The sequence below is a fragment of the Tautonia marina genome, assembly GCF_009177065.1.
In the GTDB taxonomy this organism is placed as follows: Bacteria; Planctomycetota; Planctomycetia; order Isosphaerales; family Isosphaeraceae; genus Tautonia; species Tautonia marina.
On sequence record NZ_WEZF01000015.1, the window covers coordinates 137,056 to 162,737 of the forward strand.

A 25,682-nucleotide genomic window follows, 5' to 3' on the forward strand; every position below is an offset into this window, starting at 1 on the left:
GTTCAGATGGAGGATTGGGGAGGGAGTGAGGAGATGGCGTTGCGCCAGACGGCCGGGACGGCGTCCCAGGCACGTGCGTAGGTGGGATCGAGAGGAACGGGGACGTAGATGGCATCGGAGAGGAACAGGGGCATTTCGGGCAAGGGGCGACCGACTGCGACGGGTTCGAGGAAGACCTCGCCGACGGGTCCGCCGATGTACGAGACGCAGGCGAGGGGCTCGTCGGCGGTCAGGGGGAAGTCGCCTGGGCTGCCTTCCTCCCAGATCACCTGATGGATGCCGTGCGGGTCGCGGGGGCCGGGTGGGAAGAGATCGACGATGAGGAGGTGAATGCCCGCGTGGAGCGCGTCTCGGACCTTGCGGACGAAGGCGTCGATGGCGTATCGGCTACTCTTGTTCCCCGGCGAGACCAGCTCGACCATGGCCACGACGCGATGATCGCTCGAATGGCGGACGACCACCGCCTTGGCTTTCCGGGCGAGGAGGTCATCTTCTCGACCGGCATGGAAGCGGACCCGAGGCGGCCGGGTGGCCAGGGCCAATCCCCCTTCCTGGCCCGGCTCAGGGAGCGGAGCCCGAGGAGCGGGACGTTCCAGCGTGAGGACGTCGGGACCCATGCCCCCGGCGATCTGCTCGGCCATGGCGTAGTAGCCGTCGGGCAGGAGCCCGTCATTCAAGGCTCGCTTGATCGTCGAGATCCACTCGTGGTGGAAGTCGTGGAAGGTCCCCGCCGGGACGCGGGTCCAGTCGTGGATCGGCATGGCGGAAGGGTCCTGAATCGGGAAGGGAGGGTGAGGCGCGATCACCCCCCCTGAGGATACCCGATCGATCAGCGATCAGTCATCGCTGTCATCTTCCTCGTCGTCGTCGTCGTCGTCGTCGTCGTCGTCGTCGTCATCCTCGAACTCGACGTGGATGAGCTTGCGGCCCTTCAGGCCGGTGCCGTGAGCGCCGGCGAGGTGGGCGGGATAGGGGGTGTCGGCCCCCTTGGCGTAGTGCCAGAGGATGCGGTTAAGGGTGTCCTCGTCGGCGCGGTCGAAGATGGAGAAGTCCTGGGCGAGACTGGCCTCGGCCCAGACGCGCTGTCCGGGAGGGAGCTGGCTGACGGGCTTGTTCAGCTCGTCGAGCGGGATGGTGACCGGAAGCGCGGTGAACGGGGTGAGGTCGGGTTCATCGGTGAAGCACTCGGTCATCAGGGGGGACATGGCGTCCATCTGATTCATGGGAGGCAGGCCGAGGATGCGCTCCATGGTGTGCAGGACGGAGGTCTGGTTGTAGAACTCGCTGACGACGGCCCCTCGCTTCGTGTAGGGGGAGGCGACGAGGCAGATCGAGCGGTGGCCGTCGATGTGATCGAAGCCGTTTTGCGGGTCGTCTTCGATGACGAAAACGCAGGTCTTCGGCCAGAATCGGCTGGTACTGAGCCCCTCGACGATCCGGCCGAGCGCCAGGTCGTTGTCGGCCATGTGGGCGTTCGGGGTGGGCATGCCGGGAGAGGTACCCGAGCCGTGATCCTGGGGCAAGAAGATCATCACGAAGTTGGGGAAGTCGCCGGTTTCCTCGAATTCGGCCAGCTCCTTGAGGAACCGGTCGGCGCGGAGGACCTCGGGGATCTTCATGTTCCAGCCGGGGAAGTCGGGGCTGGAGTAGCGGCGGAGGGTGTCGATGCCGATGTTCTGGGTGAACGAGATCTCATTCGTGCCGTTGAGGAAGTCTTCATAAATCTGCACGAAGGAGGCATCGGCCGGGACGGGCTCGGCGTAGTCCATCTCTCCGTAGTTGCGGAAGGTGAGGCCGTGCAGCAGGACGTTATCCCAGATGAACCCGGTGGAGGCGTAGGTCAGGGGGTCGTCGCCGAAGGTGTAGCTGCGGGTGAAGCCGCCGAAGGCTTTTTCGAGGTGGTCGGTCACGTACCCCTCGGTCGACCAGGAGTGGCCGTCGGCCGAGAGGACGCCGTTGCAGTAGAAGTTGTCGAGCAGGACGAACTGTTCGGCCAGGGCGTGGTGATTGGGCGTGACCTCGCGGCCGAAGATGCAGAGGTTCGGGTCTCCCTCGCCCTGGGGCAAGTCTCCGAAGACCTGATCATACGTGCGATTTTCCTTGATGATGTAGACGACGTGCTCGAAGACCGAGGGCTCTCCCAGGCGTTCGGGGACCGGACGGGGGGCGATGTCGGCCCGGACCTGCTCGCGTTCCCAGGAGCGGAGGACCTGAGGAACCCGGGCGTCTTCGAGGACCTGGGCGGTCCACTCGGCCAGGGTGTCGGCGTCGACCGGTTCGACCTTCTGCACGGTGCCGAGGTAGGCGTAGACCGATCGGCCCTTGGCCGGGTCTTCCGGCTCGCTTCGGGAGCCGAGCCCCTTGATGTTGGCAATGAACAGGTCGCCCTCGGGGCCGACGGCCAGGCCGCCGGGATACCAGGCCGCCGGAATGAAGCCGAGGACCTCGCCGTCCGTCCGATCGTCGTTCAGGGAAACGACGGCCACGGCGTTGTTGCCGCCGTTGGCGACGTAGAGCGTCTGGCCGTCGTTCGAGAGGGCCAGGGCATTCGAGGCGCTGCCGAAGGGCAAGGTGGGGTCGGGACGGACGAGGATCTCGACCACCTCGGAGAAGTCGCCGTTGCTGATGTTGAGAACGCCGACGGTGTCGGAGTTGGCGTTGGCGACGTAGAGGCGGCCGGCCCGAGGGTCGAGGACCAGGTCGCTCGGGTGCAGGCCGGTGGCGACCTCGACGGTCATGGCTCCTTGCTCCAGATCGACCTTGCCCACGGTCCCGCTCTTGGCAACGCCGCGATCGTCGACGAGGACGGGGGTGCCGGCCGACGGGGCGGTCTGCTCGCCGTCGAGGGGGCGACGGCCTCCCCAGTTGGAGACATAAAGAACCGTACCGTTCGGATCAAGTTCCACGCCGAACGGCGCGACTCCGACGGGAATTTCGCGGACAAGCTCGCCGGTGGTCAGATCGACCTGGCCGATCGTGTTGTTGCGCGAGAGGGCGACGTAGGCGATGGTTTCGTCGGCGTTCAGGGCGATCCCGCAGGCGTGCGAAGGGCCTTCTCCATTGGGACCGGGCAGGTCGTAGGTCCGCGTCCAGGCGAAGGAGCCGTCGTCGGCCAGGGTGGCTTCGTACAGATGGCTTTGGGCCGAGGTGGCCCAGAAGCGTCGGCCGTCCTGGGAAACGACGATGCCGTGCATCGACCCGCCACCGTCGGGGAAGGCAAGGCGCTGGGTGATCTCCCAGGTCTGTGCGTCGATGACGAGGATGCCGCGGTTGTCCTTGGCCACGACGCGAGCGCCGTCGGGCGAAACGGCCAGATCGACCGGCCGACCGGGATACTCGACCGAGGCTCCGACGGGCCGAATCCGCTGCTGGGTCGTCACCACGGTTGCGCCGGAGGCGTCGTTTTGCCCAACTCTCGGGATCGCTTCCTGAGCGTTTGACCAGGAGGGGGGAAGAAGACAGGCTGCCAGGAAGACCAGGCCAATCGGTGGACGTGGACGCGACACGAGCAATCCTCTCGGAGGGAAGACGTTGAGGTCGAGGCGGGCGACTTCGAACCCGCCCCGAGTGCGTCCCCAGACCATTGGACCACGGGTTGAGGGGACGCCGGGGCTCATTGTGCCATGCAAGGAAGCGAATTGCTCTGGAATTCTTCCCGGGTCATGACGCTGGCGCGGGGAGCCGATCCGCGCCCGTCTCGCTCGGTTCCCGATGCGGGAAGGTCGGCCCTGGGCGTCTGACCGACGCAATCGTCACGCGTTGGGCCGCTCGAAGCGAACCGAAGCGAGCGCCGGGTGCTACGCTTGCAGCGGAAACATCGGGGCGAGTTGGTCCCCGCAGTCCGATTCGATGGGCCTTGCCGTGTGAGGAGGGACGGCGAGCACCGCTCAACGCAGCCGATTTGGTTGGGGAGCCTCTTGAAATGATGCGACGATCCCCCCTGCTCCGCCGGGCGATTGGGTTGGCCGGGATGGTGGTGCTGCTGTCGACGGCCGGAGCCTTCGGGCAATCGTCGCCCAGCGCGCGGTTCCGCGACGGATTTTTTGGGCCGTTTGACGGCTACGGGGCGATCTGGGCCTATCCGTCCGATTTCAGCAACGGCCCGTCACCCTATTACTCGCCGATCTTTAACTCGATGGCCGCCAGCCGTCCGTCGCCGACCCTGGAACCGAGCCCGTATTACCGATCGCCGTTGGATCTGCTTCGGTTCAATCGTCCTGAATCGCCCAGGTTGCTTGGTCGGATCTTCCGCAAGCGGTGATCGGCCAGGATAGGCTGGAATCGCTCGTCCAGAGGGGGGCCGTTGACCGATCGAGAGGGAGGACGTACTGTTCTGCGTCGGTCTGTGAGGGCCTGGGCGATCGCGCCGCGCCCGGACCGAGGGCTCGTAGGAGGATTGCCCGCACCATGGCCACGATGATCGACCATGCCCCGTTGCGCAACGGAACGCTTGGTTCCTATCACTTCCGGGACCGAGAGTTAACCGTGACCCGAGGGGAGCCCCTGCCCCTGGGGGCTCACCGCACGCAGGGCGGTGTCAATTTTGTGTTGATTTGCCGGCATGCGTCCTCGGTTAACCTGGTGCTTTGCGAGATCTGCAACGGCGCGATTGTGGCGGAAATTCCGCTCGACCCGAGGCTGAATCGGACGGGAGATCACTGGCACGTTCGGGTTGAGGGGCTCGACGGCGACTTTTGCTACGGCTACCGGGTCGATGGTCCCAAGGGGGGCCCGCACCGCTACGACCCGTCGAAGATCCTGATCGACCCGGCCTGCCGGGCGCTTTCGTGCGGCACTCCCTGGGGCCAGACCGGCACGATGCCGAGGCTGAGCCTGACGATGCCGACGGACTACGACCGGATCAACGACCTGCACCCGCGGGTTCCGCTCGAAGACTCAATCCTGTACGAGCTGCACGTGCGAGGATTCACGGCGAACCCGAATTCGGGGGTCCGCCACCCCGGCACCTTCGCCGGCCTGGTCGAGAAGATCGACTATCTGAAAGACCTGGGGATCACGGGCATCGAACTGTTGCCGATCGACGAGTTTGACGAGAACGATTGCCCCTTCGTCAATCCGTACACCGGCAAGCGGAACCGGAATTTCTGGGGCTACAACCCCATTGCCTATGCCGCGCCGAAGGCGGCGTATTCCAGCAACCCCGAGCGGACCGCCCCCTGGGAAGAATTCCGCCGGATGGTCCGCTCGTTTCACGACGCGGGGCTTGAGGTGGTGCTCGACGTGGTCTTCAACCACACGGCCGAGGGGGGCGAAGGGGGCCCGACGTACAGTTTCCGCGGCCTGGATAACGAGCTGTACTATCTGGTCGATGAGCATGGGCGTTATCTGAACTTCACGGGTTGCGGCAACACGGTCAACAGTAATCATCCGGTGGTGCGCAACCTGATTCTCGCCTGCCTGCGGAATCTGGTGGCCGAGTCGCACGTGGACGGCTTCCGGTTCGACCTGGCGTCGGTCCTCGGGCGGGACAAGAAGGGGCATGTGCTGGTCGAGCCTCCGGTGGTGGAGATGATCAGCGAGGACCCGTTGCTCCGCGACTCGAAGCTGATCGCCGAGCCGTGGGACGCGGCCGGTCTGTATCAGGTCGGCAGCTTCCCGGGAGGGGCTCGGTGGTCTGAGTGGAACGGCCACTATCGAGACGATGTGCGGCGGTTCTGGAAAGGGGACTGCGGCCAGGTCAATCTGCTTGCGACCCGGCTCTGCGGCAGTCAGGACCTGTACGCCGATCGAGGCCCCTTGCACTCGATCAACCTGATTACCTGCCACGACGGATTCACGCTGCACGACCTCGTCTCGTACAACCAGAAGCACAACCTGGCCAACGGCGAGGACAACCGCGACGGCCACAACGACAACGCCTCATGGAACTGCGGTGCCGAGGGGCCGACGGAGGACCCGGCCGTCTTGTCGCTCCGGGCCCGCCAGGCCCGCAACCTAATTGCTACTCTGATGGTCAGTCAGGGGGTTCCGATGATCCTGGGAGGGGATGAAATGCTCCGCACCCAGGGGGGGAACAACAATGCCTGGTGCCAGGACAACGAGACAAGCTGGGTCGACTGGTCGTTGCTGGAGGAACACGCCGACTTCCATCGGTTCGTCAAGCAGATGATTGCCTTGCGGAAGCGGCACCCGGCGTTGCGGCGTCGGACGTTTTTGAAGCGGGCGGCCGGGTTCCCGCCCGATATCGTCTGGCACGGCGTCCGGCCTGGCGAGCCGGATTTCGGCTACGACAGTCACACGCTTGCCCTGGCCCTCGACGGCCGTCGCTGCGATCGACCGGGCGTGATCGACCGCGATATTTATATCGCCTTCAACGCCTACTGGCAGCCGTTGTCGTTTACGATTCCGGCGTCTCCCTCGGGGCGGCCCTGGCGGCGCACGGTGGATACCTCGCTCCCCTCGCCGGATGACGCGGTCGGCCTGGATGAAGGGCCGATCGTGCCGATCATGAAGCCGTACCGCGTGACGGGTCGGTCGATGCTGATCCTCGTCTCGGAGGAGTGAGCGGTCCGGAGGGCTCCGGACACCATGTTTTGCCGGAGCGGTCCCCGCGTGCCTGGCGGGTCCCGCTCCTCCCCGTTCGTCTCCCCGGTCCCGTACGGGGGAGAGGAATCCCTCGATTTTGGTTGCACGCGGTCATCATTCCGGGCCGACGTCCTGCCCCAGGTCCTCGGGCGCAGAGACTGCGAGAACCTGGGGCCGAACCACGGCCCCGAGTTGGCCGAGATGGACCCTTTGCAACCGTTCGAGGGTATCCCGCCTCCCGAATCCATGTCGGTGCCCCTGCCTGATTTGTGGTGAGTGCCTGGCCGCAGGCCGGCTGGGGGGACTCTCCGTGAGGACTCACCGTACCTTGCTCGGGGGACGCGTCAGGGGAGTGCGGCAATTACTCAGCGAGCGATGCGTGAAGCGACAGGATTCTTTTCGTAATCACTTGACACTCGATATCTGATCGCTTATCCCGGATGAGGGGTAGAGTCTCGAAATCAGGAAATGCAATTCCCAAATCCTGATACGGGACGGGCCGACGAGTGGCCAACGCAATCGCGGATGGGGTTTCCCATGGCCTGGAGGAGAATCGCGTGAACGGCGGCGCCTCGGCCCTCTCAGGGAGGGGGCATCAGGGTCGTTGCGTTTTTCCTCCGACTTGTTGGTGCTTCTGGTGAAGCAGGGCCCTTCTTTTTCTCATCCTGCTGTTCTCTTGGAGGCACGTTCGTTATGAGAGCAAAAGCTCGCGGTTTCACGCTGATCGAATTGCTGGTTGTGATCGCCATCATCGGTGTCCTGATCGCCTTGCTGCTGCCGGCCGTGCAGGCGGCTCGCGAGGCCGCTCGTCGGGCGCAGTGCACGAACAACCTGAAGCAGATGGGTCTGTCGATCCACAATTATCATTCGGTGAACAACTCAATGCCGCCGCTGTTCGGCAACTTCGGGACTGCCCCGAATGGCCCGAGCGAGCCGGGCGGCCCCTGGCCGCTGGGCTGGGCCGTGGCGATTCTGCCCTTCATGGAGCAGCAGGCGCTGTTCAATGCGGCCAACCACTCCTTCGGCGCCTTCGGCGTGGCGAACGTCGGGACGCTGTCGGCTGTTCGCGTCGACACGTACGTCTGCCCGTCGGAGAGCCTTCGGAACGGCCCCTGGATCGCGAATACCTTTATGAGCTACCACGCCAACATCGGCGGCCCCTCCGCGATGTCGGCCTGGGCCGGCGCGGTCGTGCCGTTCCGCAGCAATCCGGGGGATTTTCCCGGCTACACCAACGCCGTGCAGACGGCGAACCTGAGCGTCTTCGGGTTCGAGGGGGTCACCGACGGCACCAGCAACACCGCGGCCTTCAGTGAGAAGCTGATCGGCCTGGCCGGATACGTCGGTGGTGCCGTGCCGGGCTCGGCCAACGCCAAGCGGGTGTCGTACCAGACCAGCGTGAGCCAGGGCTGGGACGCGACCGACGGCGTTGCGCAAGCCCAGGCGTTCTTCAACGCGTGCCGGAGCATTCCGTCAACGACGGCCCCCACCAACCCGACCCAGTGGTCCGGGGCGACCTGGGCCGGCAGCCACGCCGGGACGTTGCACTTCAACGCCTACAACCACGTGATGCCGCCGAACGGCCTGTCGTGCGTCGCCTCCAACTCGTGGGGAGGCCCTCCCGGCGGGTTCAACGACGCGATCACGGCCACGAGCAACCACTCCGGCGGGGTCAACGTCTGCATGATGGACGGCTCGGTCCGGTTCGTGAAGGACACCGTCAGCACGCCGGTCTGGTGGGCCATCGGCACCCGGAACCAGGGCGAGATCATCAGCTCCGACCAGTTCTGAGCTGAGCGGCCTCCGGCGCCGCAAGGCTCCGAGAGATCATCGTGCCGGGGTGCCCGGATGGACCGGGCACCCCGGCGCTTCCGAACCCTGATCGCTTCACATCGTCACAAAGATTGGGAGATCGTTGCATGTTCCGTTTGCGCCACGTTTTCGCCGCCGCCTTTGTGGGAGCTTGCCTGGTTGGTTGCGGCCAAGATCAGCCGAACGAACCCACCGCGGCTGAAGATATCGACGAAGAATTCATCCAGAACTCGGCGGAAATGATGCAGAAGGCCAACACCGGCATGGACCCCAAGGCCGCACGCTAAGGGTGGTCAGATCGGGGCCGGCCTTCGAAGGCCCCGGGTCGAGCCGCCTGGGAACCTGGAGCGCCGGCCCGCCTTGCGACGAGGTGCGTTGATGAGCGGACGGTTCGTCCAACTCTTCTGGCTCGTCTTGCTGGGCGTGCTGGCCTTCGGAGTTTTCTGGCACATCTCGGAATGGCGGCATGCCCGGGGCCTTCAGCGCGTCCGGGAACAGATGGCCGTCTACCGCTTCGCCGAGGCTCGGGAGTGGCTTGCCGACCTGCCTTCCTGGCGATCGGGGAGGCCCGAGGAGGCATACCGGCTGGGCGTCTGCGAGCACGCGGGGGGTGACATTCCCGCGGCGCTGGCGGCCTGGTCCCGTATTGAGCCCGACTCGGAATGGGGGATCCAGGCCGGCCTGGCACGGGCCCGGACCCTTGTCGGCGACCTCGGCCGGTTCAGCGACGCTGAGGAAATCTTCGTCGAGCTGATGGACGCCCTGCCGTCGGGCCCCAGTCCGCAGCGCGACGAGGTGCGGGCCTCGCTCGCCGAACTCTGGTTCTGGCAAGGTCGCCGTGACGAGGTCAGCCGCCTGCTCGAGTCGACCTGGAAGGCCACCACCGACCCGATCGGCGTGCTGCGGGACCGCTGGCGGGCCGAAACCGCGACGACCATGGTGGAGATGATCCGCGCCGACGTCGAGCAGGCGGCGCGCAAGGCCCCCGACGACGACCGGGTCTGGCTCGCCCAGGCCAGCCTGGCCTTCCAGGCTGCCCGTTACGACGAGGCCCGCCAGTGGCTCGACCGCTGCCTTGAGCGACGTCCCGAGGACCCGGCGGTCTGGATGGCCCGGCTGGCGCTGGCTCGCGAGATCGAGGACCTCGACGAGGTCCAACGCGCCATGGAGGCCCTGCCCGCCGACCGCCTGACAGCCGCCGAGCGGCTCTCGCTGTTCGCCTGGCTGGCCCGTCGCCGGGGCGACACCGCCGCCGAGCAGGACGCCCTGGAGCGGCTGCTCACCCTCCCCCCAGCCGACCCGAGGACGCTCGATCGCCTGGCAACGCTCGCCTCGGAGGCCGGCGACCTGGACGCCGCCGCCGAGTATCGCCGCCGCAAGGCCGAGCTCGACGTGGCCAAGGACCGCTACCGCTTCCTGATGGACGAAGAGATCGTCCCGGATCGCTACACCGAACTGGCCGAACTGGCCGATCTCCTCGGCCGCCGGTTCGAGGCCATCGCCTGGTGGACGCTCCGTTTCTCCTCCATGCCGACCGACGACACAGCCCGGGCCGCCCTGAACCGGCTCCGGGCGCTCCCCGAGCCCGACCCGCCCGCCCCCGGCGTGACGCTTGCCGCGGCCCTGGCCGAGGATCAATCCCTGTCCGATGCGCCGGCAATCGCTTCCCAGGCTGCTCGGCCCGGCGAACCCGTCGTGCCGTCGTTCCAGGACATCGCCGCCGAGTCCGGGCTGACGTTCGTCTTCGACAACGGCCGCTCGCCCGAGCGCCAGATGCCCGAGACGACCGCCGGCGGTATCGGCTTGCTCGACTACGACGGCGACGGCTGGATGGATGTCTATGTCGTGCAAGGTGGCCCCTTCCCGCCGGACCCGACACGCCCCTCGGAGGAGAGCGACCGGCTGTTCCGCAATCGCGGCGACGGCACGTTCGAGGATGTCTCCGAGGCCTCCGGCATCACCCAATTGACCCCCGACTATGGGCACGGGGTGACCGTCGGCGACATCGACAACGACGGCCACCCTGACCTGTTCCTGACCCGCTGGCGTGCGTATCAGTTGCTGCGGAACAAGGGCGACGGCACGTTCGAGGATGTCACCGCCGCCTGGGGCCTGGACGGCGACCGCGATTGGCCCACCTCGGCCGCCTTCGCCGACCTGGACAACGACGGCCGCCTCGACCTCTACGTCTGCCATTACCTGGTGTGGGACGTCGAGGACCCGAAGCTGTGCCGGCGGGTGACGGTCTCCGATGCCTCGGAGCTGAGCGACCCGGACCAGTTGTACAACTACTGCTCGCCCCGGCTCTTCCCTGCCCTGCAAGACCACGTGTTTCGCAACGATGGCGAGCGATTTGTCGACGTGACCGAGCAGGCCGGCATCGTCGATCCCGAGGGCCGCGGTCTGGGAGTGGTCGCCGCCGATGTCGACGGCGACGGCCTGGTCGATCTGTACGTGGCCAACGACACCACCGCCGATTACCTCTGGCGCAACCTCGGCGATTTCCGGTTCGAGGACGTGGCCTTCGCCAGCGGCGTCGCCTGCAACGCCGACGGCGCCTTCCAGGCCGGCATGGGGACCGCGTGCGGCGATGTCGACGGCGACGGCCTTCCCGATTTGCTGGTCACGAACTTCTACGGCGAGGGCACGACCTTCTTCAAGAACCTCGGCGGCGGCATGTTCGGCGACACCAGCGCGTCGATCGGCCTGACGGCCGCGAGCCGCTACCTGCTCGGGTTCGGGATCGCCCTGCTCGACGCCAACAACGACGGCGCCATCGACATCGCCACGGCCAACGGCCACGTCAACGACGACCGGCCCGACTATCCGTACGACATGCCCGCCACGCTCTTGCTCGGCAATGCCCAGGGACGTTTGGTCGACGTGACGCAGGAGGTTGGTCCGTCCTGGGCCAAGCCCCGCGTCTCCCGGGGCCTTGCCGCTGGCGACCTCGACAATGATGGCCGGGTTGACGCCGTGCTGCTCCCCCAGATGAGCCCGATGGCCTACCTGCACAATCGCACTGAGGCCGGCGGCCACTTCGTGACCTTCCAGCTCGTCGGCACGCAATCGAACCGCGACGGCATCGGGGCGGTCGTCACCGTCGAGGCGGGAGGGAAGCGCCAGCGGGCCTGGCGCGTGGGGGGCGGCAGCTTCCAGTCATCCTCTGACCCTCGGCTCCGCTTCGGTCTGGGCGAGTGGACGCAACTGGAGCGCGTCGAAGTCCGCTGGCCTTCGGGCCAGATTGATCGGTTTACATCCGTGGCCGCTGACCAGGCCTATCAGCTCCGCGAAGGAGCAGCCGAACTGACCCCCCTCGATGCGGGATGGTCCCAGCACAACGAACCCATGACAGGGACCGGAACCGGGATTGACCATGACCATGACAACGCCGCCGAATGATCCGCACTCCCCCACCCCTTCCGAGACTCCTGGCTCCGGTGCGCCCCCGTCGGCGCCGGATTCCGGGGACCGTCGCGCCGGAGGCGGCCCCGCCCTCCTGCCGCTCTGGGCGTTGCTCGCCGCCCTGGCCGCCGGGGCCGCGTCCTGGGCGCTGGGCGAGACGAAGCTCGTCCAGGTCCCGGCCAGGGAGGTCCCCATGGAGACGATGGGGGTCGAGCATATGGGGACGACGGCCCAGACCGAACAGCGGGCCGTGCTTGAGACCGCGATGCGTGCCTACGGCGTGACCGGCGCCCTGCTCGGCCTGATGCTCGGGCTGGCCGGGGGCCTTGCCCGCGCGTCTCGCCACGATGTCCTGCGGTCGGCGATCGTCGGCCTGGTCGTCGGAGCCGTGGCAGGAGCCCTGGCCTCGCTGGCCGCGGTCCCTGCCTTCTTTCATTTCCGAGATTCCATCACGATCGATGATTTGCTGCTTTCCTGGATGATGCATGGCCTGATCTGGGGTGCCATCGGCAGCGCCGGCGGGTTGGCACTGGCGATCGGCTCGGGAGGAGGGGGGCCTCGGATCGCCCGGGGCGTGGCGGGCGGGCTGATGGGCGCGTTGATTGGTGCCCTCATCCTGGAATTTGTCGGCGCCGTTTTGTTCGCGAATGATGAGACGGGCGAACCCCTGGCGGCAAGTGCGCAAGCACGCCTGATGCTGCTGCTTTTCGGTGTGAGCATCACCGCGCTGGTTGCGGCCGTAAGAATCCAGGCCACCGGAGCAGCAACGCGGAAGCCAGCAGCCCACTGAATCGGCCCAGGATCCTGTTCATGAGTGCATCGACTGCCACTGGGAACGGCCCAGGACCAGACGACAGTGCGAGGCACACCGAGGCAGATTCCGCGTGCATTCGCCCGCCAGGCGCCTCCCTCCGCCCGCAGCCGACCGGATGCGGGCGGGATGAGCCTGTGAAGGGGCTGGCAATTCCCTGCGTGGATTGCATGGACATCCCTCCTGGCTCCTGCTAAGGTGAAGTTCTGCCAAAGTTGAGCGATGGTTGAACAAGTTCGAGGCTCCATCGACTCAAGCAAGAGGGGTGATTTGTGTTGAGCTCGCATGATTCTGGACTGCGATTCCCTGCGCCTTGCTCGGGACCGAACCGACGAGAGGCGTTGCGTGCGGGGGCGTTGACGCTGGGGGGGCTGTCGCTCCCGGCATTGTTCCAGGCCCGATCGGCGTCGGCCACGGCGGCGGCATCGCCCGTGCGGACGACCTCGGGGCGGGCGAAGGCGTGCATCCTGGTCTTCGCCTGGGGAGGCCCAAGCCAGCTCGAGACGCTGGATCTGAAGCCCGACGCTCCCGACGAAATCCGGGGCGAGTTCCGACCGATCGCCACCTCGGTGCCGGGCATCCAGATCAGCGAGCACTTCCCGATGCTCGCCGAGCGGATGGACAAACTGGCGATCATCCGCTCGATGACGCACGACGACCCGGCGCACCTGTCGAGCGTGCATCACCAGCAGACCGGGCACCTGGCCCCCCGGCCGAAGTCGGACGCCGATGGCCCGTCGCCGGGCGACTGGCCGCATCTGGGATCGCTGGTCGCCCGGGTGCAGCCGAGGGCGGGGGCCTTGCCGGCGTCGGTCATCATGCCCTGGACGGTTGCGCATCCGGCGGCTCCGGGCGGCAAGGCCCCCGGCCAGCACGGCGGCTGGCTCGGCAAGGCATATGATCCGTTCCTCCTGCCCGGCGACCCGAATGCCGAGGGGTTCCGCGTCGAGGGGCTCGATCTGCCTGAGGGACTGGCGCCGGATCGCGTTCGGTCGCGACGGGACCTGCTTTCGAGCATCGATCGAGGGGCCGTCGAGCCTCCCTCGTGGACCAAAACGCAGGCCAGGGCGTTCGACGCTCTGCTCTCGGCCGAGGCCCGGGGCGCCTTCCAGATCGACCGCGAAGACCCGATCACCCGAGACCGCTACGGCCGGCACATTCACGGCCAGTGCCTGTTGATGGCCCGTCGGCTGGTCGAGGCCGGTGTCCCCCTGGTGACGGTCAACTGGCACGACGACCGGCAAAACTACTGGGATACGCACGTCGACAACTTCAACCACCTGAAGAACCGCCTGATGCCCCCGACCGATCGCGGCCTGTCGGCCCTGCTCGATGATCTGGCCGCGCGGGGGTTGCTCGACGAAACCCTGGTGGTCTGGGTCGGCGAGTTCGGCCGCAACCCCCGGATCACCCGGACCAACGCCGGCCGAGAGCACTGGCCCCGCTGCTATTCCGCCCTTTTGGCCGGTGGCGGCGTGAACGGCGGGATGGTGCACGGCTCGTCCGACCGCTGGGCCGCCTATCCCGCCTCCGACCCGGTCAGCCCCACCGACCTCGCCGCGACGATCCTCCATGCCCTCGGCATCGACCCGAGCACCGAGGTGATCGACCCCGTCGGCCGCCCCCTGGCCATCAATCGAGGAACTCCTGTGACGGACATCCTGGCATGAGATGATTTGGTTGAGGCCGATTGCCGCCAGGTGTTGGGTTCTGGCATGGGGTTTGCCCTGGTTTGTTCCCTCGTAAGGCGATGCGATTCACTCGTGAGCGGGTGAAGCATCTTGAAACGAGGTACAAACTTCGATATCGACGAGGGCATTCTGCCATGACTCTGCTCAAGTGGGCCCTGGTGGCGCTGGTTGTCGCCGTGATCGCCGGAATTTTTGGCTTCACTGGGGTGGCCGAAGGGGCCGCGACTGTCGCTAAAGTTCTGGTAGGGATCTTCCTGGTTCTTGCATTGATTCTGGGAGTCCTGGGCGTCACGGTGTACAAAAAAGTGACCTGACCTGAGCGGGCACCGGCCCGGCGAGTGATCGAATCGAACTGACGCGGGCCTGGATTCCGGCGCGAACTGATGGGGCCGGAATCGAGGTCCGATTCACACCTGGGGGGTTCCCGACCATGCGACCGCGACGACCTCGACCGTGCTCCAGAGGATCATCGGTGGCGAGCGGAGTGGACCGTCGGGCCTTCCTGGCGGCTTCGGCGGCGGGTGCAACCCTGATCGGCGGGAGTGCCGGTCCCATGGCGTCTGGGGCGTTGGCGTCGGGCCCTGGGCCGAAGATCTTGGCCGACGGGCACCGCTTCCCCGGGGCCTATCCAGGGCGGGTCGTGGAGGTGAAGAACCCGGCCGCGGTGATCGACGGCGAACCGGTGCTCGACGCCGTTCGGGTGATGATGGCCAAAGGCATGACCGGCCTGACGGGCATTGAGGAGCCGGTGGAAGCCTGGCGGTCGATGTTCGAGCCGGGCGACGTGGTCGGCATCAAGGTCAACCCGGTGGGCCAGCCGCACGCGATCAGCAATCACGCGACAGTGCACGCGATCGTCGAAGGCTTGGAATCGGCCGGCATCCCCCGGCGCGACATCGTGATCTTCGACCGCTACAAGGATCAGTTCATCCAGGCCGGCTACCTGGAGAACCTGCCCGACGGCTGCCAGTGGGACTGGGCCGTCGACTCGTACGACGAGGCGCAGCTCGACATCGCTCGATACGACCCGGACGTCTTCGCCACGCTCGACATCGTGCACGCCCAGCCCGGCATTCACGATCCGAAGGATGATCGCACGCGACGATCGCATGTGTCCAAGGTTGTGTCGAGAAAAATCAACAAGCTGATTTGCATTCCGGTGCTGAAAGATCACGGCTCGGGGGGCGTGACGCTGGCGCTCAAGAACATGAGCCACGGCCTGGTGAACAACGTCTCCCGGAGCCACGGCACCCACGACACGAACACCTGTAACCTGTTCATCCCGGCGATCTGCTCGTTGCCGGTGATTCAGGAAAAGAGTGTCTTGCAGATTCTGGACGGTTTGAACGCCGTCTATCACCGAGGTCCAGGCGCCGTCAAGCGTTACGTCTGGTCGTATGGTGCCCTGTTCTTCGCGACCGATCCGGTGGCGATGGACCGGGTCTGCTGGGAAATTGTCGACGCCAAGCGCGTGGCCGAGGGGATGCCCCCGGTCGCCGAGACGGGCCGGGCGGGTAAGGATCCGACCGGCACCGAGGCGTTCGACTATCGCCAGCCGCAGCACATTGCCGGGGCCGGCGCGCTGGGGCTGGGCGTTTTTGCACGGGACGCCATTGACCACCGTGCCTATAATCTCGTTGGATCATGAGAAGAATCGACCATTTGGTTGCTTCTCAACTGGAGGAAGTGTTCGTGCGAAGCTTGAGGATGTTCCTGACTGCTCTGGTCCTTGCGGGGGCTTCCCTCGCGTCGGGTGTTGGTTGCTCCGGCGGAGGAACGCAGATTCCTCTGGCCGACGTGCCGCCCACCCCGCCCCCGGCGGACCCCACCCAGGTCCCGGCGAATGCTCCGCCTCCGGGGGCACGCAGCCCGGATGTCTTGCCTGATTAACGTCCCTACCGGGTCGCGCTGACGTTGACCATCTCTGGACACGGGCAACGTGACCTGCTGATTGAATCACCGCCTTGCTGACACTGCCTTGCGGACCCGCCCCCGGCATCCCTTCCGCCGGGCCGACTCTGGGATTCGTCTCCGAGTCGGCGTTTCCGCAGTCCTGAATTGCTTCCGCCCGGGTCGTGCACGGGTGTTTTCAACGAGGTTCTCGGGTCACCTTGCGCCCAGGATCCCCGTACAGAAAACCCCCGAGGGTTCATCGTCCCTTCTTTTCGGCTTTATTCTCGAAACTCGAGGACTCCGCATGATTTCTGCTTCGAACCGACCGCTGAGCCATCGGCTTCGCGGTTTCACGCTGATCGAACTGCTGGTCGTTATCGCCATTATCGGTGTTCTGATCGCCTTGCTGCTCCCGGCCGTTCAGGCGGCCCGCGAAGCGGCTCGTCGGGCTCAGTGCTCGAACAACATGAAGCAGATCGGTCTGGCGCTTCATAACTATCACAGCACGCACAACGTCTTCCCGATGGGAAGCGCTCAGACCACCGTTCCCGGTGGTGCGTTGGGTGCCCGCAACGGCTGGGGCAACTGGAGCGCCCAGTCGATGCTGCTGGCCTTCCTGGAACAGCAGCCGGTGTACAACTCCATCAACTTCGGCATCCCCAACGCCAGCAATACGGGCGAGGGGCAGGAGATGAACACCACGGCTGTGACCACGCAGATCAGCGCCTTCCAGTGCCCGTCGGCGCCCCGATACCCGGGCACCTGGCACGGCCGTCCGTCGGCCCACACCAACTACTTCGCCTCGCTCGGCGCGAGCATGAACATGATGGCCTACAACAACAACTCGCGGCCGAACGGCCTGTTCGAGGTGGGTGGTACGGCCTACGGCGAGCGCGACATCCTCGACGGCACCTCCAACACGGTGGCCTTCGGTGAGTGGCGGACCGGCGACGGCAACGCCACGAAGTTCTCGGTTCCGCAGGACATCGTTGTCTACAACACCTTCCCGGCGGGTGCCGCGAACTGGAACGATCCTCGCCTGAACATGCCGTTCGGCGGTGGCTCGTTGAACCAGTGGCTCACCGGATGCGCGGGCGTGGCTCAGGCCTCGTTGCCGAACCCGCCGGCCGATCACCGCAGCTTCCTCGGTCAGATGTGGGCCCAGGGCCTCATCTCGCGGACGCTCGGCAACATGCTCGTGCCGCCCAACTCGAACTTCCCCAACTGCGCCCACGTGCTCTGGGGTGGTGACAGCGACGGCACCTACGGCAACTTCAGCGCCCACAGCTACCATCCGGGTGGTGCGAACATGCTGTTTGGCGACGGTTCGGTCCGCTTCATCAAGGACACGACCAACCAGATCGTGATCTGGAGCATCGGCACCCGAGACGGTGGCGAGGTCGTTTCGGCCGACCAGCTCTGATCGCCCCGCTCGGCTCAATCGGTAGACGTTCGGCACGGTTGCGTGATCGTTGGTCTGCCGGTTCCTGAGCGTTTAAGCATCCTTTGAACCGAGGCCAGTCCTGGCGACACATCGCGTAGGACCGGCCTCGGTTTATTTTGCGCCGCGTGTGATCGTTGCGTCAGGGTTGCGGTCGATCGAGGAGCCTGAGCGCAACGATTCCGACAAGACAGCCGCTCAGCTCGGCGGCGAGCAAGCCGAAGAAGAGGGCGTCCGAAACGCCATCGACGACGATGCCGAAGATTCGGCCAAACGCTGCGCCGCCGAGCGCCGTCGCCTGGACAAACAGCCCTGGCCCGAACCATTGCGGTCGCGAGGCTGACACGGCGAAGAAGAGGGCCATGCCCAGTTCCAAGCCTCCGTAAAAGGCCCGGATCTCGGCACGCGCGACCGGGCGGGTCAGCTCGACGCCGAGCCCCGTGATCCCCTCGGGCTGGAGCAGGAGCCAGAGGCCGAAGCCGCCGAAGGCGATCGCGGTCAGCACGAGCGAGATCCGAGCGAGCTGCATTTGGGAATGCCCTCCTGTCGTATCGGGGCCGCTTTGCGGGCCACTTCGAATCCGAAGGTCTGCATAGCGGAACCTGCGCGTGCTTCCAGCCTCACGTGATGCGTCGTCCTGTGTCCTGGGTGTGTCCTGGGTGGCCCCGATTGCTCGTCAATCGGGGGCGCGGAGCGATGAGAGACCTCGGTGCGGCCTCCCGTGGCCTCGTGCGGCTGCGCCGCCCCGGTTGGCGAGCAACCGGAGCTACCCCAAACGCATCATTCCGTGGCGGAACGCGGACGACGAAACGGCTCCCAGGCATCGAGACGAGGGCTCCCGATCGCCCACTACGGATCGGCACGATCCCGGCCAACCGGGGCAAGGTGCTCGCCAGGAAGACGGCCTCAGCTCGTGATCCCCTTGGTCAGGTGCATGAAGGCGGTTTCGAGGTTGATCTCGTCTTCGCGGAAGAGGGTCAGCTCGAAGCCGTTCTCAATCAGGCGCTGGGCGAGGAAGCCGTAGGTGATGACCTCGGGTTTCATCTTCACGACGAGGAAGGTGTGGTCGTTCAGGTCGGTCTTCTGATCGACCGACTCGATTTCGGGCTGCTTTTCGAGGAAGTCGGCGGCGTCGATCATGCGGTCCGTCACGGTGATGTTCAGCACGATGTCGGTGCGGACCTGCTTCATCACGTCGGAAACGGCGCCGTTGACGAGCAACTGCCCCTGCTCGATGATGCCGATCTTGTTGCAGATGTCGGCCAGCTCGGGAAGGATGTGGCTGGAGACGAGGATCGTCTTGCCCATCGCCCGCAGTTCCTTGAGCAGGGCCCGAATCTCGATCCGGGCGCGGGGGTCGAGCCCTGAGGCGGGCTCGTCGAGCAGGAGCACCTGCGGGTCGTGCAGCAGGACGCGGGCTAGGCCGAGGCGCTGAGTCATGCCTCGGGAGAGGCTGGTGACGAGGGCGTCGCGCTTGTACGTCAGGTCGACCAGTTCGAGCACCTCCTCGCAGATCTTCTTGCGGGCCGGGCCGGAGATCCGGTAGGCGGCGGCGAAGAATTCGAGGTACTCGATGACCTTCATGTCGTCGTAAACGCCGAAGAAGTCGGGCATGTAGCCGATGGCGCGGCGGATCTCCTTGGCGCCGTTGTAAATCGAATGGCCGCAGACGTACGCCTCGCCCCAGGTCGGGTTGAGCAACGTGGCGAGGATGCGCATGGTCGTGGTCTTGCCCGCGCCGTTCGGGCCGATGAACCCGTAAACATCCCCCTGGTTAAGGGTCAGGTTCAGGCGATTCAGGGCGTAGAGGTCGCCGTACATCTTGGTCAGGTCGCGGGTTTCGATCATCGGCGGGGCCTCTCAGACGAGGTGGGGCGTTGAATTGAGGGCGTCTTAGAAGAATCAAAAGGGTGATGAGACCGAGGGCGGAGGTGTCTGGGGCCGAGTGCGGAGCCTTGGCGACTGCGGACAGGATGACCCAGTCACCTCTTCCCATCAACTGCGGCGGACCATTAGTCGGCCATTGGGGTTGGTAGCAGGACGCGGAGGACGGTCGAGCGTTCCTGGGTGGTTGTGGTCGGTTGTTCGCCGTCGAGCAACAGCGCCGAGGAGGGGCCTTCGAGTTCGGCCAGCAGGATGGGGCGGCGGAGGTCGAGCTGGGCCGACAGGTCGAGTTGGCCGAGCACCAGGTTCGATTTCTGCCCGCGCTGGCGACGGCCGGATCGGGCGAAGCTAAGCGACCGGATCAGGTCGCCCCGGGACACCGAGACCGTGGCGTTGGGGTCGTAGGTATAAATCTGGTTGAAGCTTCGGGCGATCTGGTCGAGGTATCCGGTCAGGTTCCGGTTGCTGGCCGAGGCGATCCGGACGGTCTCGCCGGGGGCGATCGGCTGGTCGAACAGGTAGACGTCGCCGGCGTAGGCGATGAGCACCTGATTCATCGTCCGGCCGAGGCGGTTGGTGATCGTGCCGTCGAGGCGATTCCCCCCCAGGTCGGTCAGCTCGGCGTCGAGGGCCGGGGGCATGTCGTCGAACCAGGTGCCCATGAGGGCGCGGGTTGTCCAGATGGGCACGCGGACCCCGGTGAGCGTTGACGGCGGGGTGCTGGACCTCGGGTCGTTCGGTGACTGGTAGGCATACCCCGCGCTGGTCAGGGCCATGCCGCCGTTGTTGCCCATGCCGCCGAAGCTGCGTTCGGCGGTGCCGAACCAGGTGGTAATGACCTCATCGACCTGGCTGGGGGGCAAGGGTTCGGCCGCTTCGGGAGCGTCGGTGTCGAGTGGCAGGGGGAGGACGGTCACATCGTAATCACGGTTTTGCGGGCTGAAGATGGTGGCGAAGCTGGTCCCTCGGGCAAGGTAGCGATCACCATCGCCGAAGCCCTGGTCAATGTCGACCACATCGACCCGGTTGATCCGCAGGTCGGTCCCCTTGACCGCGTAGGCCGTGGCGTAGGCAATCAGGCTGACGACGACCACGATGGCCGGGAAGGTGATCCAGGTCAGCTCCATCCGCTTTAACACACGTTTCAGGAAGAAGTAATCGCCAGGTCCGATGAGCAGGATGTACAGGAAGACGAACCCCGCGACCCAGCCGAACGGGACAAGCCGGACCCCCTGGAACTGTTCGAGCGAGCGGTGCAGGTAGCTCGACAGGTCGCGGACCTCGCCCGTGTAGAAGGCGCTTGAGGTGCTGGTGTCGCTCGTCGTTGCCTCTCGGCCGCCGAGGTCGAGGACGCGAGACCAGAAGGCGTTGCGGTCTCGCCAATCGGCAAAGGGGCGTTCGTCGACACTCAGCCCGATGACGGTCACGCGTCCCAGGCCATAGGGGCCTCGGACGATGACCGGGCCGCCGACGGATCGATCGACCAGGAGAACGCGAGCCCCTCGGCCGGGCACCGGCTCGAACGAGGTGACCGAGACGAGGTTGCCGGGCGTGGTGATCGGTGAGATCGAGCCGACGAAGGATTCGATCGTGCCCAGGTCGCCCGTTTCGGTCCGCTCGGCGGGCAAGGCGGGCAGTACGTCAGCGAGGACGCTGTCGGGATCGGACACGAGTTGCCACTGGGCGAACCCACCGGCCAGGACCAGATGGCCGCCGTTGCGGACCCACTGCAAGAGGGGCTGGCTGCGGAAATCTTGCAGGTTTTCGAGTGTGCCGGGATCGTTGAGGTCGAGAATCAGGGCCTCGACCGCGTCGTAGCCGTACCAGCGGTCGGGAATGCCCTCGGGGACTCGGAGTCGAGAGACGACCAGCCGAGCGTCCTGCAAGGGGTCGGTCGAGCGGAACTCGGACATGCTCGGCAGCAGATCAACGCCGCCCGGATTGCCGATTACGGCCAGGACGATTTGCTCGGGGTCGAGCCAGGAAACGTTGTCTTCAGTCTCAAGGGCGCGAAGTCGCCCCGACTCATCGAAGACCTCGACCCGGAACGTGGTGGCGGTATCGCCGGGGCGAACGTAGGTGGAGAATGAAGCGAGCGATCGGGCCGGAACGTCGACCCGACGACGGACGATCGTGGGCACGCCGCCGTCGTCGGGCACGATGACCCGAAGCTCTCCGGCGAACCGCTCCGGGCCACCTTGAAGATCGACCCGAACGGGGGTCCAGGTGCCGATCTTGTACGACTGATCGGCCCGATCTTCGGCCAGACCGACGCGAATGTTCTCGATCGTGACGACCGGCTCGGACTGCCGAGCGACGGCCAACCCGCCCCCTCGTTCCAGCCCGGCAACTGCGATGAGCGCAAGCATGGCCGCCAGGATCGGGCGGTGGACTCGGAACGATGACCTCATGGTGCCTCTCCGCGATCGCTGCATGTCACCTGGGGCGGGTTCGGGCGGATCTGGTGATGGGAGGAGATGGGATGCCGTTCGGCCGATGCTCGCTCGCATCGCGTTGACGCCGATCGATCGCGGCCCCATCGCGTGAGGGAACCGGGCCGGGCTCGCAGAGGCATCGTCGAGGATAGAGAGCATTCCGGACGCCGAGATGAACCAGATCGGATCGAAGAATTTTCGAACGGGGCGAATTCCCCAGGGGCGATTCGAGGCGATGCGATGCAAGTCAGGACGGCGGCTCAGGGCTTTTCCGACGGGTCGCAGCGGCAAGGGTCGTCGCCGCATCCGGGGCAGCCCTGGCCGTATTTCCGTCGAACCGCCGCGTCGAGGTCGATCCCTCGAAGATTGGCCAGGGTCGCCAGCCAGGCGAGCACGTCGGCCATCTCCAAAGCGAGATCGTCGTCGCTGCCGCTACGAAGCGCCTCGGCCAGCTCGCCAAACTCGGCGGTCAGCCAGAGGAAGGTCGCGGCGTCACCGCGCGCGGCGTCCTTGGCTCCGTAGAGCGAGGCGATCCGACGCTGCAACGCGCCGAGCGTCATCCCTCCGGCGGAAGATTCGCTCATCACAGCACAATGTTAAAGGGCGAGTCCGAGAATTGCCAGTCCCGGGCCGACCTTTGCCAAGGTCGGCCCGGGGGAGCGCTGTCCCGTCGGAGATCAAGGGATCTCATTGCCGACGACCAGGAAGCGGTCGGCCGGGAACGGGTTCTCGACCGAGAATCGGCTGGTGCCGACAAAATCACCCAGGTCGAGGAAGGGCGCGGCCAGGGTCCGGTTGATCCGGAAGATGCTGCCGACATCGACCAGCACGCCGCCGTCGATTCGGGCCCCCTGCCCTCCCAGGCCGGTGCCCGAGGCCGGCTGCGCGATCAGGCCGAGGTCGCGACCGATCTGGACGCTCGCGCCGTCGGTCATCGTCAGATAGCCGCCGACGTTCAGGACGTTCAGATCGAGGCCGGTGCGGATGCCGGTGTCCGGCCCCGCCAGGTGGGCGCTGCGAAGAATTTCGAGCTGGTTCAAGGTGCCAGCGACGTTGATCGCCGCGCCCGGCTCCATTTCGGCCAGGGCGATCCGATCGACGGTCGCATCGCCGCGCACGATCATCGGGCCGCTGAGCTTGGCCGTGTTGTAGCCGAAGATGCCGTTGATCGGGCCGTAGACGTCGAGCAGGCCGACGTTCAACATCCCATCGCCAAACGCCTTGAACGGCCCGAAGGTGTGGGCTCCCCGAGGCACCCGGACCCGCGTCAGGGGAACGATGTCGAGTTGGCTCAGCGTGTTGGTGCCACGCACGACCAGACCGATCCGGCCGTCGGGCAACGAGGTCGAGGTGATGGCCCCCTCGCCGGTTAGCTGAACGCGGTAGCGCTCGCCGTCGGTGTCAGTGACGGTCACCGCGCTGCCGGCGGCGGTCACGAACCGCTGAACATTGCCGCGGGTGCCGATGCCCAGTTGCTGCGCGAGCAAGGCCCGCTGTTGCAGAAAGCGGGCGCCCGGGGTCAGGGTGGACATGAGTTGTCGTGATTCAAGGGCATCGCCGATGGCCGGTCGGTAAGACCGTCGAGCCGGCCGACCCGTCCTGTCTCGCTTGCTCATCATCCCGATTCCTCCGTGAAATGGTCGGGTGCGTGCTCGCAGCCTCCGGCCTGGCTCGTCGATGAGGATGACGCGCCGACTCCGAAGGTCCACACGTCCTCCAAGATCGGCACGCCCTGGCCGGCCGATCGGGCCGGATCGGCACGGGTTTGGCCCGGCGATCGGCCTGTGATGGTCTTGCCGGTCCTGGTGTCGGACGGGCAGTCGCTGGGGGCGGGACGTGGCTCGCAGATCGGATCGATTGGAATGAAGCAAGGGCCTGTGTCGATAGAAGGGGTGTTCCGGTGTGGGTGGCGGGTGTTTGCCATCGAAGAGAAGGGGTTGAGGCATGCTTCGATGGCGATTCAGGCTGATGGCGAAAAGGATGGCCCTGGGGATCATTTTGATCGTTCCCAGAGGACCGGGCATTCGGGCGGCTCAGGATGGGCTTCCGCTTGCCGAGCCGCAGTCGATCGGTTCGCCGGTTGCACCGTCGAGTCAGGCGTCGCTGGGATCGTCGGGCAACGAACCCCCCCCTGCCTCGCCACCCGAGGTCGAGGCGATTCTTGATCGTCGCGCCGCCCGACAACAGGCGTGCGAGCATGCCGATTGGCCCCGATGGTGCCGCTACTGTGCCCAGGCCAGGGCGGGACTGGAGCTTGCCCCGAAGACGCTCCGGCCGTTCTCGACCGAGCTTGGCCTCTTCGCCCTGGGGCAGCCGTACCAGTACGTGCCTCCGCAGTATCCGTGGACGCTCGTCGTGCCTCCCTTTCCCAAGGGGCGGAAGCCCGGAGCGCCCCCAGCCCCGGTGAGTCCCTGGGGGATGCCCCACTACAACGATAACTTTCGCCATCTCGACGATCCCGAGAACCGGCTCGTCGATCCGTTCGACGTCTTCAAACGGATTCCCGCCGCGGATGGGGCAATCGTTTCGGACTTCGGTGGCGAGTTCCGCTGGCAGGGACGGATCGAGGACAACCGCCGCCTGATCGGCGAGCAAAACAACCACAGCCTCTTTCGAGAGCGGCTTTATCTCGACACCTGGTACTGGAACCGCTTTCGGACCTTCGTGGAGGTGTTCTGGGCCGACTCGACCCCTCAGTCGGTGCAACCGGTCTTCCTTGACCTGAATCACGGCGACCTGCTCAACGCCTTCGGTGAGTTTCGGTTTTACGATCAGGACCAGCGGACATTCTCCGCGCGGTTCGGCGATCGTCAGCAACTGCTGTTCGGCAATCAGCGGCTTGTCTCGCCGCTCGACTGGGCCAACTCACCCCGAACGTTCAAAAACGTGGCCAACGGCCTCTGGCGCAGTCCGAACTGGAATCTCGACCTGTTCTGGTCTCGGCCGAACATCATTCTTGCCAATCAGTTCGACGAGCCGAACAACGCGCAGCAATTCTTTGGAACCTACCTGACCTACAAGGGCCGCGAGAATCGCCTGTACGATTTCTATTACCTTGGGTTCCTTCAAGAGAACCAACCTGGTGTCGTCTTCAATGGCGAGCGCGGCAACCTGGCGATTCACACGCTCGGCACGCGCTGGCAAGGGGAATGGGAGGACTGGCTCTGGGAGGGGGAGGCCTCGTATCAGTTCGGCTTCCATCAGGGCTTGCCCCGTAATGCCGGGGCGGTGTCGGCCGGATTCGGGCGGAAGTTCCCCCGCTTGCCGTTCAATCCGCTGTTCATGGCTTATTTTGATTATGCCTCGGGCAATCGCCGGCCGGGGGCGGGGAACTTCGCCACGTTCAACCAGCTCTTCCCGTTTGGGCACAAGTACCTGGGCCTGATGGACATTGTGGGTCGGCAGAACCTGATTGCCCCTCACGCCTACCTGCGGCTCAATTTCGGATCACGGACCAATCTGGTCTTCTGGTACAACAACTTTCACCTGGCCTCGGCCCGAGCGCCCCTGTTCAACGCGGCAGGCGCGCCGATTCGGTTCGACCCATCGGGCGCGGCCGGTCGCTTCGTGGGCAATGAACTGGACATTGTGTTGACGACGTATCTGAACCCGCACGCCGATTTTCAGTTCGGCGTTTCCAAGTTCTTCTCCGGAACGTTCATCGAGCGGACGGACCCTGACCCGGCCGCCCGCGGCGACGGCTTCTTCTTCTACACCCAGTTCACCTACCGGTTCTGAGTGGTGGAGTGAGCGTCAGGCCAGAT

At 65.7% G+C, this 25,682-nt stretch carries 18 protein-coding genes; 11 read left to right on the forward strand and 7 right to left on the reverse strand.

Annotated features, from left to right (window positions below; all coding sequences use genetic code 11):
• Positions 1 to 2: 2 nt before the first annotated feature.
• Complete coding sequence (locus GA615_RS18310; RefSeq protein WP_152052757.1) at positions 3 to 761, reverse strand: DUF4058 family protein; 759 nt, start codon at positions 759 to 761, stop codon at positions 3 to 5.
• Positions 762 to 836: 75 nt separating this feature from the next.
• Positions 837 to 3,506 carry a bifunctional YncE family protein/alkaline phosphatase family protein gene (locus tag GA615_RS18315; protein WP_235905534.1) on the reverse strand — a complete coding sequence of 890 codons (2,670 nt, stop codon included), beginning with the start codon at positions 3,504 to 3,506 and terminating at the stop codon, positions 837 to 839.
• Between the two features lie 416 nt (positions 3,507 to 3,922).
• On the opposite strand from GA615_RS18315, the gene GA615_RS18320 reads away from it, so the two are divergent.
• From GA615_RS18320 to GA615_RS18365, 10 genes are all read left to right on the forward strand, one after another.
• Entirely contained in the window at positions 3,923 to 4,261 is a 339-nt protein-coding gene (locus GA615_RS18320) for a hypothetical protein (RefSeq protein ID WP_152052759.1), read from the forward strand.
• Positions 4,262 to 4,407: 146 nt separating this feature from the next.
• Positions 4,408 to 6,525: a glycogen debranching protein gene (locus GA615_RS18325; protein WP_235905535.1), complete on the forward strand. Its 2,118-nt coding sequence runs from the start codon at positions 4,408 to 4,410 to the stop codon at positions 6,523 to 6,525.
• A gap of 714 nt (positions 6,526 to 7,239) precedes the next feature.
• Entirely contained in the window at positions 7,240 to 8,337 is a 1,098-nt protein-coding gene (locus tag GA615_RS18330) for a DUF1559 family PulG-like putative transporter (protein WP_152052760.1), read from the forward strand.
• A gap of 128 nt (positions 8,338 to 8,465) precedes the next feature.
• The gene (locus tag GA615_RS18335; RefSeq protein ID WP_152052761.1) at positions 8,466 to 8,645 is read left to right on the forward strand and encodes a hypothetical protein; all 180 of its coding nucleotides are present in this window, start codon (positions 8,466 to 8,468) and stop codon (positions 8,643 to 8,645) included.
• Between the two features lie 91 nt (positions 8,646 to 8,736).
• Positions 8,737 to 11,760, forward strand: a complete 3,024-nt coding sequence (locus tag GA615_RS18340; RefSeq protein ID WP_152052762.1) for an FG-GAP-like repeat-containing protein — start codon at positions 8,737 to 8,739, stop codon at positions 11,758 to 11,760.
• Positions 11,735 to 12,553: a hypothetical protein gene (locus GA615_RS18345; protein WP_152052763.1), complete on the forward strand. Its 819-nt coding sequence runs from the start codon at positions 11,735 to 11,737 to the stop codon at positions 12,551 to 12,553. The genes GA615_RS18340 and GA615_RS18345 overlap by 26 nt, the downstream gene beginning before the upstream one ends.
• A 362-nt stretch (positions 12,554 to 12,915) precedes the next feature.
• Positions 12,916 to 14,244: a DUF1501 domain-containing protein gene (locus GA615_RS18350; protein ID WP_235905536.1), complete on the forward strand. Its 1,329-nt coding sequence runs from the start codon at positions 12,916 to 12,918 to the stop codon at positions 14,242 to 14,244.
• A 161-nt stretch (positions 14,245 to 14,405) separates the two neighbouring features.
• Entirely contained in the window at positions 14,406 to 14,579 is a 174-nt protein-coding gene (locus GA615_RS18355) for a DUF1328 domain-containing protein (RefSeq protein ID WP_201750236.1), read from the forward strand.
• Between the two features lie 158 nt (positions 14,580 to 14,737).
• Positions 14,738 to 15,913 (forward strand): DUF362 domain-containing protein, encoded by a 1,176-nt coding sequence (locus GA615_RS18360; RefSeq protein WP_152052766.1) that lies wholly within the window; start codon positions 14,738 to 14,740, stop codon positions 15,911 to 15,913.
• Between the two features lie 549 nt (positions 15,914 to 16,462).
• Entirely contained in the window at positions 16,463 to 17,581 is a 1,119-nt protein-coding gene (locus tag GA615_RS18365) for a DUF1559 domain-containing protein (RefSeq protein WP_152052767.1), read from the forward strand.
• 160 nt (positions 17,582 to 17,741) lie between these two features.
• Here the strand turns inward: GA615_RS18365 and GA615_RS18370 are convergent, their stop codons facing one another.
• The 5 genes from GA615_RS18370 to GA615_RS18390 form a co-directional block, all read right to left on the reverse strand.
• A complete protein-coding gene (locus tag GA615_RS18370) occupies positions 17,742 to 18,128 on the reverse strand; it encodes a DUF4345 domain-containing protein (RefSeq protein WP_152052768.1) in 387 nt (128 codons plus the stop codon).
• 377 nt (positions 18,129 to 18,505) lie between these two features.
• Positions 18,506 to 19,447 (reverse strand): ABC transporter ATP-binding protein, encoded by a 942-nt coding sequence (locus GA615_RS18375; protein WP_152052769.1) that lies wholly within the window; start codon positions 19,445 to 19,447, stop codon positions 18,506 to 18,508.
• A 164-nt stretch (positions 19,448 to 19,611) separates the two neighbouring features.
• Positions 19,612 to 21,894 (reverse strand): hypothetical protein, encoded by a 2,283-nt coding sequence (locus GA615_RS18380; protein ID WP_152052770.1) that lies wholly within the window; start codon positions 21,892 to 21,894, stop codon positions 19,612 to 19,614.
• 284 nt (positions 21,895 to 22,178) lie between these two features.
• Positions 22,179 to 22,502, reverse strand: a complete 324-nt coding sequence (locus GA615_RS18385; RefSeq protein ID WP_152052771.1) for a MazG nucleotide pyrophosphohydrolase domain-containing protein — start codon at positions 22,500 to 22,502, stop codon at positions 22,179 to 22,181.
• A 93-nt stretch (positions 22,503 to 22,595) separates the two neighbouring features.
• Positions 22,596 to 23,537, reverse strand: coding sequence for a hypothetical protein (locus tag GA615_RS18390; RefSeq protein WP_152052772.1), 942 nt, complete (start codon positions 23,535 to 23,537; stop codon positions 22,596 to 22,598).
• Between the two features lie 349 nt (positions 23,538 to 23,886).
• On the opposite strand from GA615_RS18390, the gene GA615_RS18395 reads away from it, so the two are divergent.
• A complete protein-coding gene (locus GA615_RS18395; protein ID WP_161602413.1) occupies positions 23,887 to 25,656 on the forward strand; it encodes an alginate export family protein in 1,770 nt (589 codons plus the stop codon).
• Positions 25,657 to 25,682 lie beyond the last annotated feature (26 nt).

Bases quoted from the DNA above. Each gene is read 5' to 3' on its own strand.
- GA615_RS18335 (WP_152052761.1), top strand. From the start codon at position 8,466: ATGTTCCGTTTGCGCCACGTTTTCGCCGCCGCCTTTGTGGGAGCTTGC.
- GA615_RS18395 (WP_161602413.1), top strand. From the start codon at position 23,887: ATGGCGAAAAGGATGGCCCTGGGGATCATTTTGATCGTTCCCAGAGGA.
- GA615_RS18345 (WP_152052763.1), top strand. From the start codon at position 11,735: ATGACCATGACAACGCCGCCGAATGATCCGCACTCCCCCACCCCTTCC.
- GA615_RS18375 (WP_152052769.1), bottom strand. From the start codon at position 19,447: ATGATCGAAACCCGCGACCTGACCAAGATGTACGGCGACCTCTACGCC.
- GA615_RS18365 (WP_152052767.1), top strand. From the start codon at position 16,463: ATGATTTCTGCTTCGAACCGACCGCTGAGCCATCGGCTTCGCGGTTTC.
- GA615_RS18340 (WP_152052762.1), top strand. From the start codon at position 8,737: ATGAGCGGACGGTTCGTCCAACTCTTCTGGCTCGTCTTGCTGGGCGTG.
- GA615_RS18325 (WP_235905535.1), top strand. From the start codon at position 4,408: ATGGCCACGATGATCGACCATGCCCCGTTGCGCAACGGAACGCTTGGT.
- GA615_RS18310 (WP_152052757.1), bottom strand. From the start codon at position 761: ATGCCGATCCACGACTGGACCCGCGTCCCGGCGGGGACCTTCCACGAC.
- GA615_RS18330 (WP_152052760.1), top strand. From the start codon at position 7,240: ATGAGAGCAAAAGCTCGCGGTTTCACGCTGATCGAATTGCTGGTTGTG.
- GA615_RS18370 (WP_152052768.1), bottom strand. From the start codon at position 18,128: ATGCAGCTCGCTCGGATCTCGCTCGTGCTGACCGCGATCGCCTTCGGC.
- GA615_RS18320 (WP_152052759.1), top strand. From the start codon at position 3,923: ATGATGCGACGATCCCCCCTGCTCCGCCGGGCGATTGGGTTGGCCGGG.
- GA615_RS18385 (WP_152052771.1), bottom strand. From the start codon at position 22,502: ATGAGCGAATCTTCCGCCGGAGGGATGACGCTCGGCGCGTTGCAGCGT.
- GA615_RS18380 (WP_152052770.1), bottom strand. From the start codon at position 21,894: ATGAGGTCATCGTTCCGAGTCCACCGCCCGATCCTGGCGGCCATGCTT.
- GA615_RS18390 (WP_152052772.1), bottom strand. From the start codon at position 23,537: ATGATGAGCAAGCGAGACAGGACGGGTCGGCCGGCTCGACGGTCTTAC.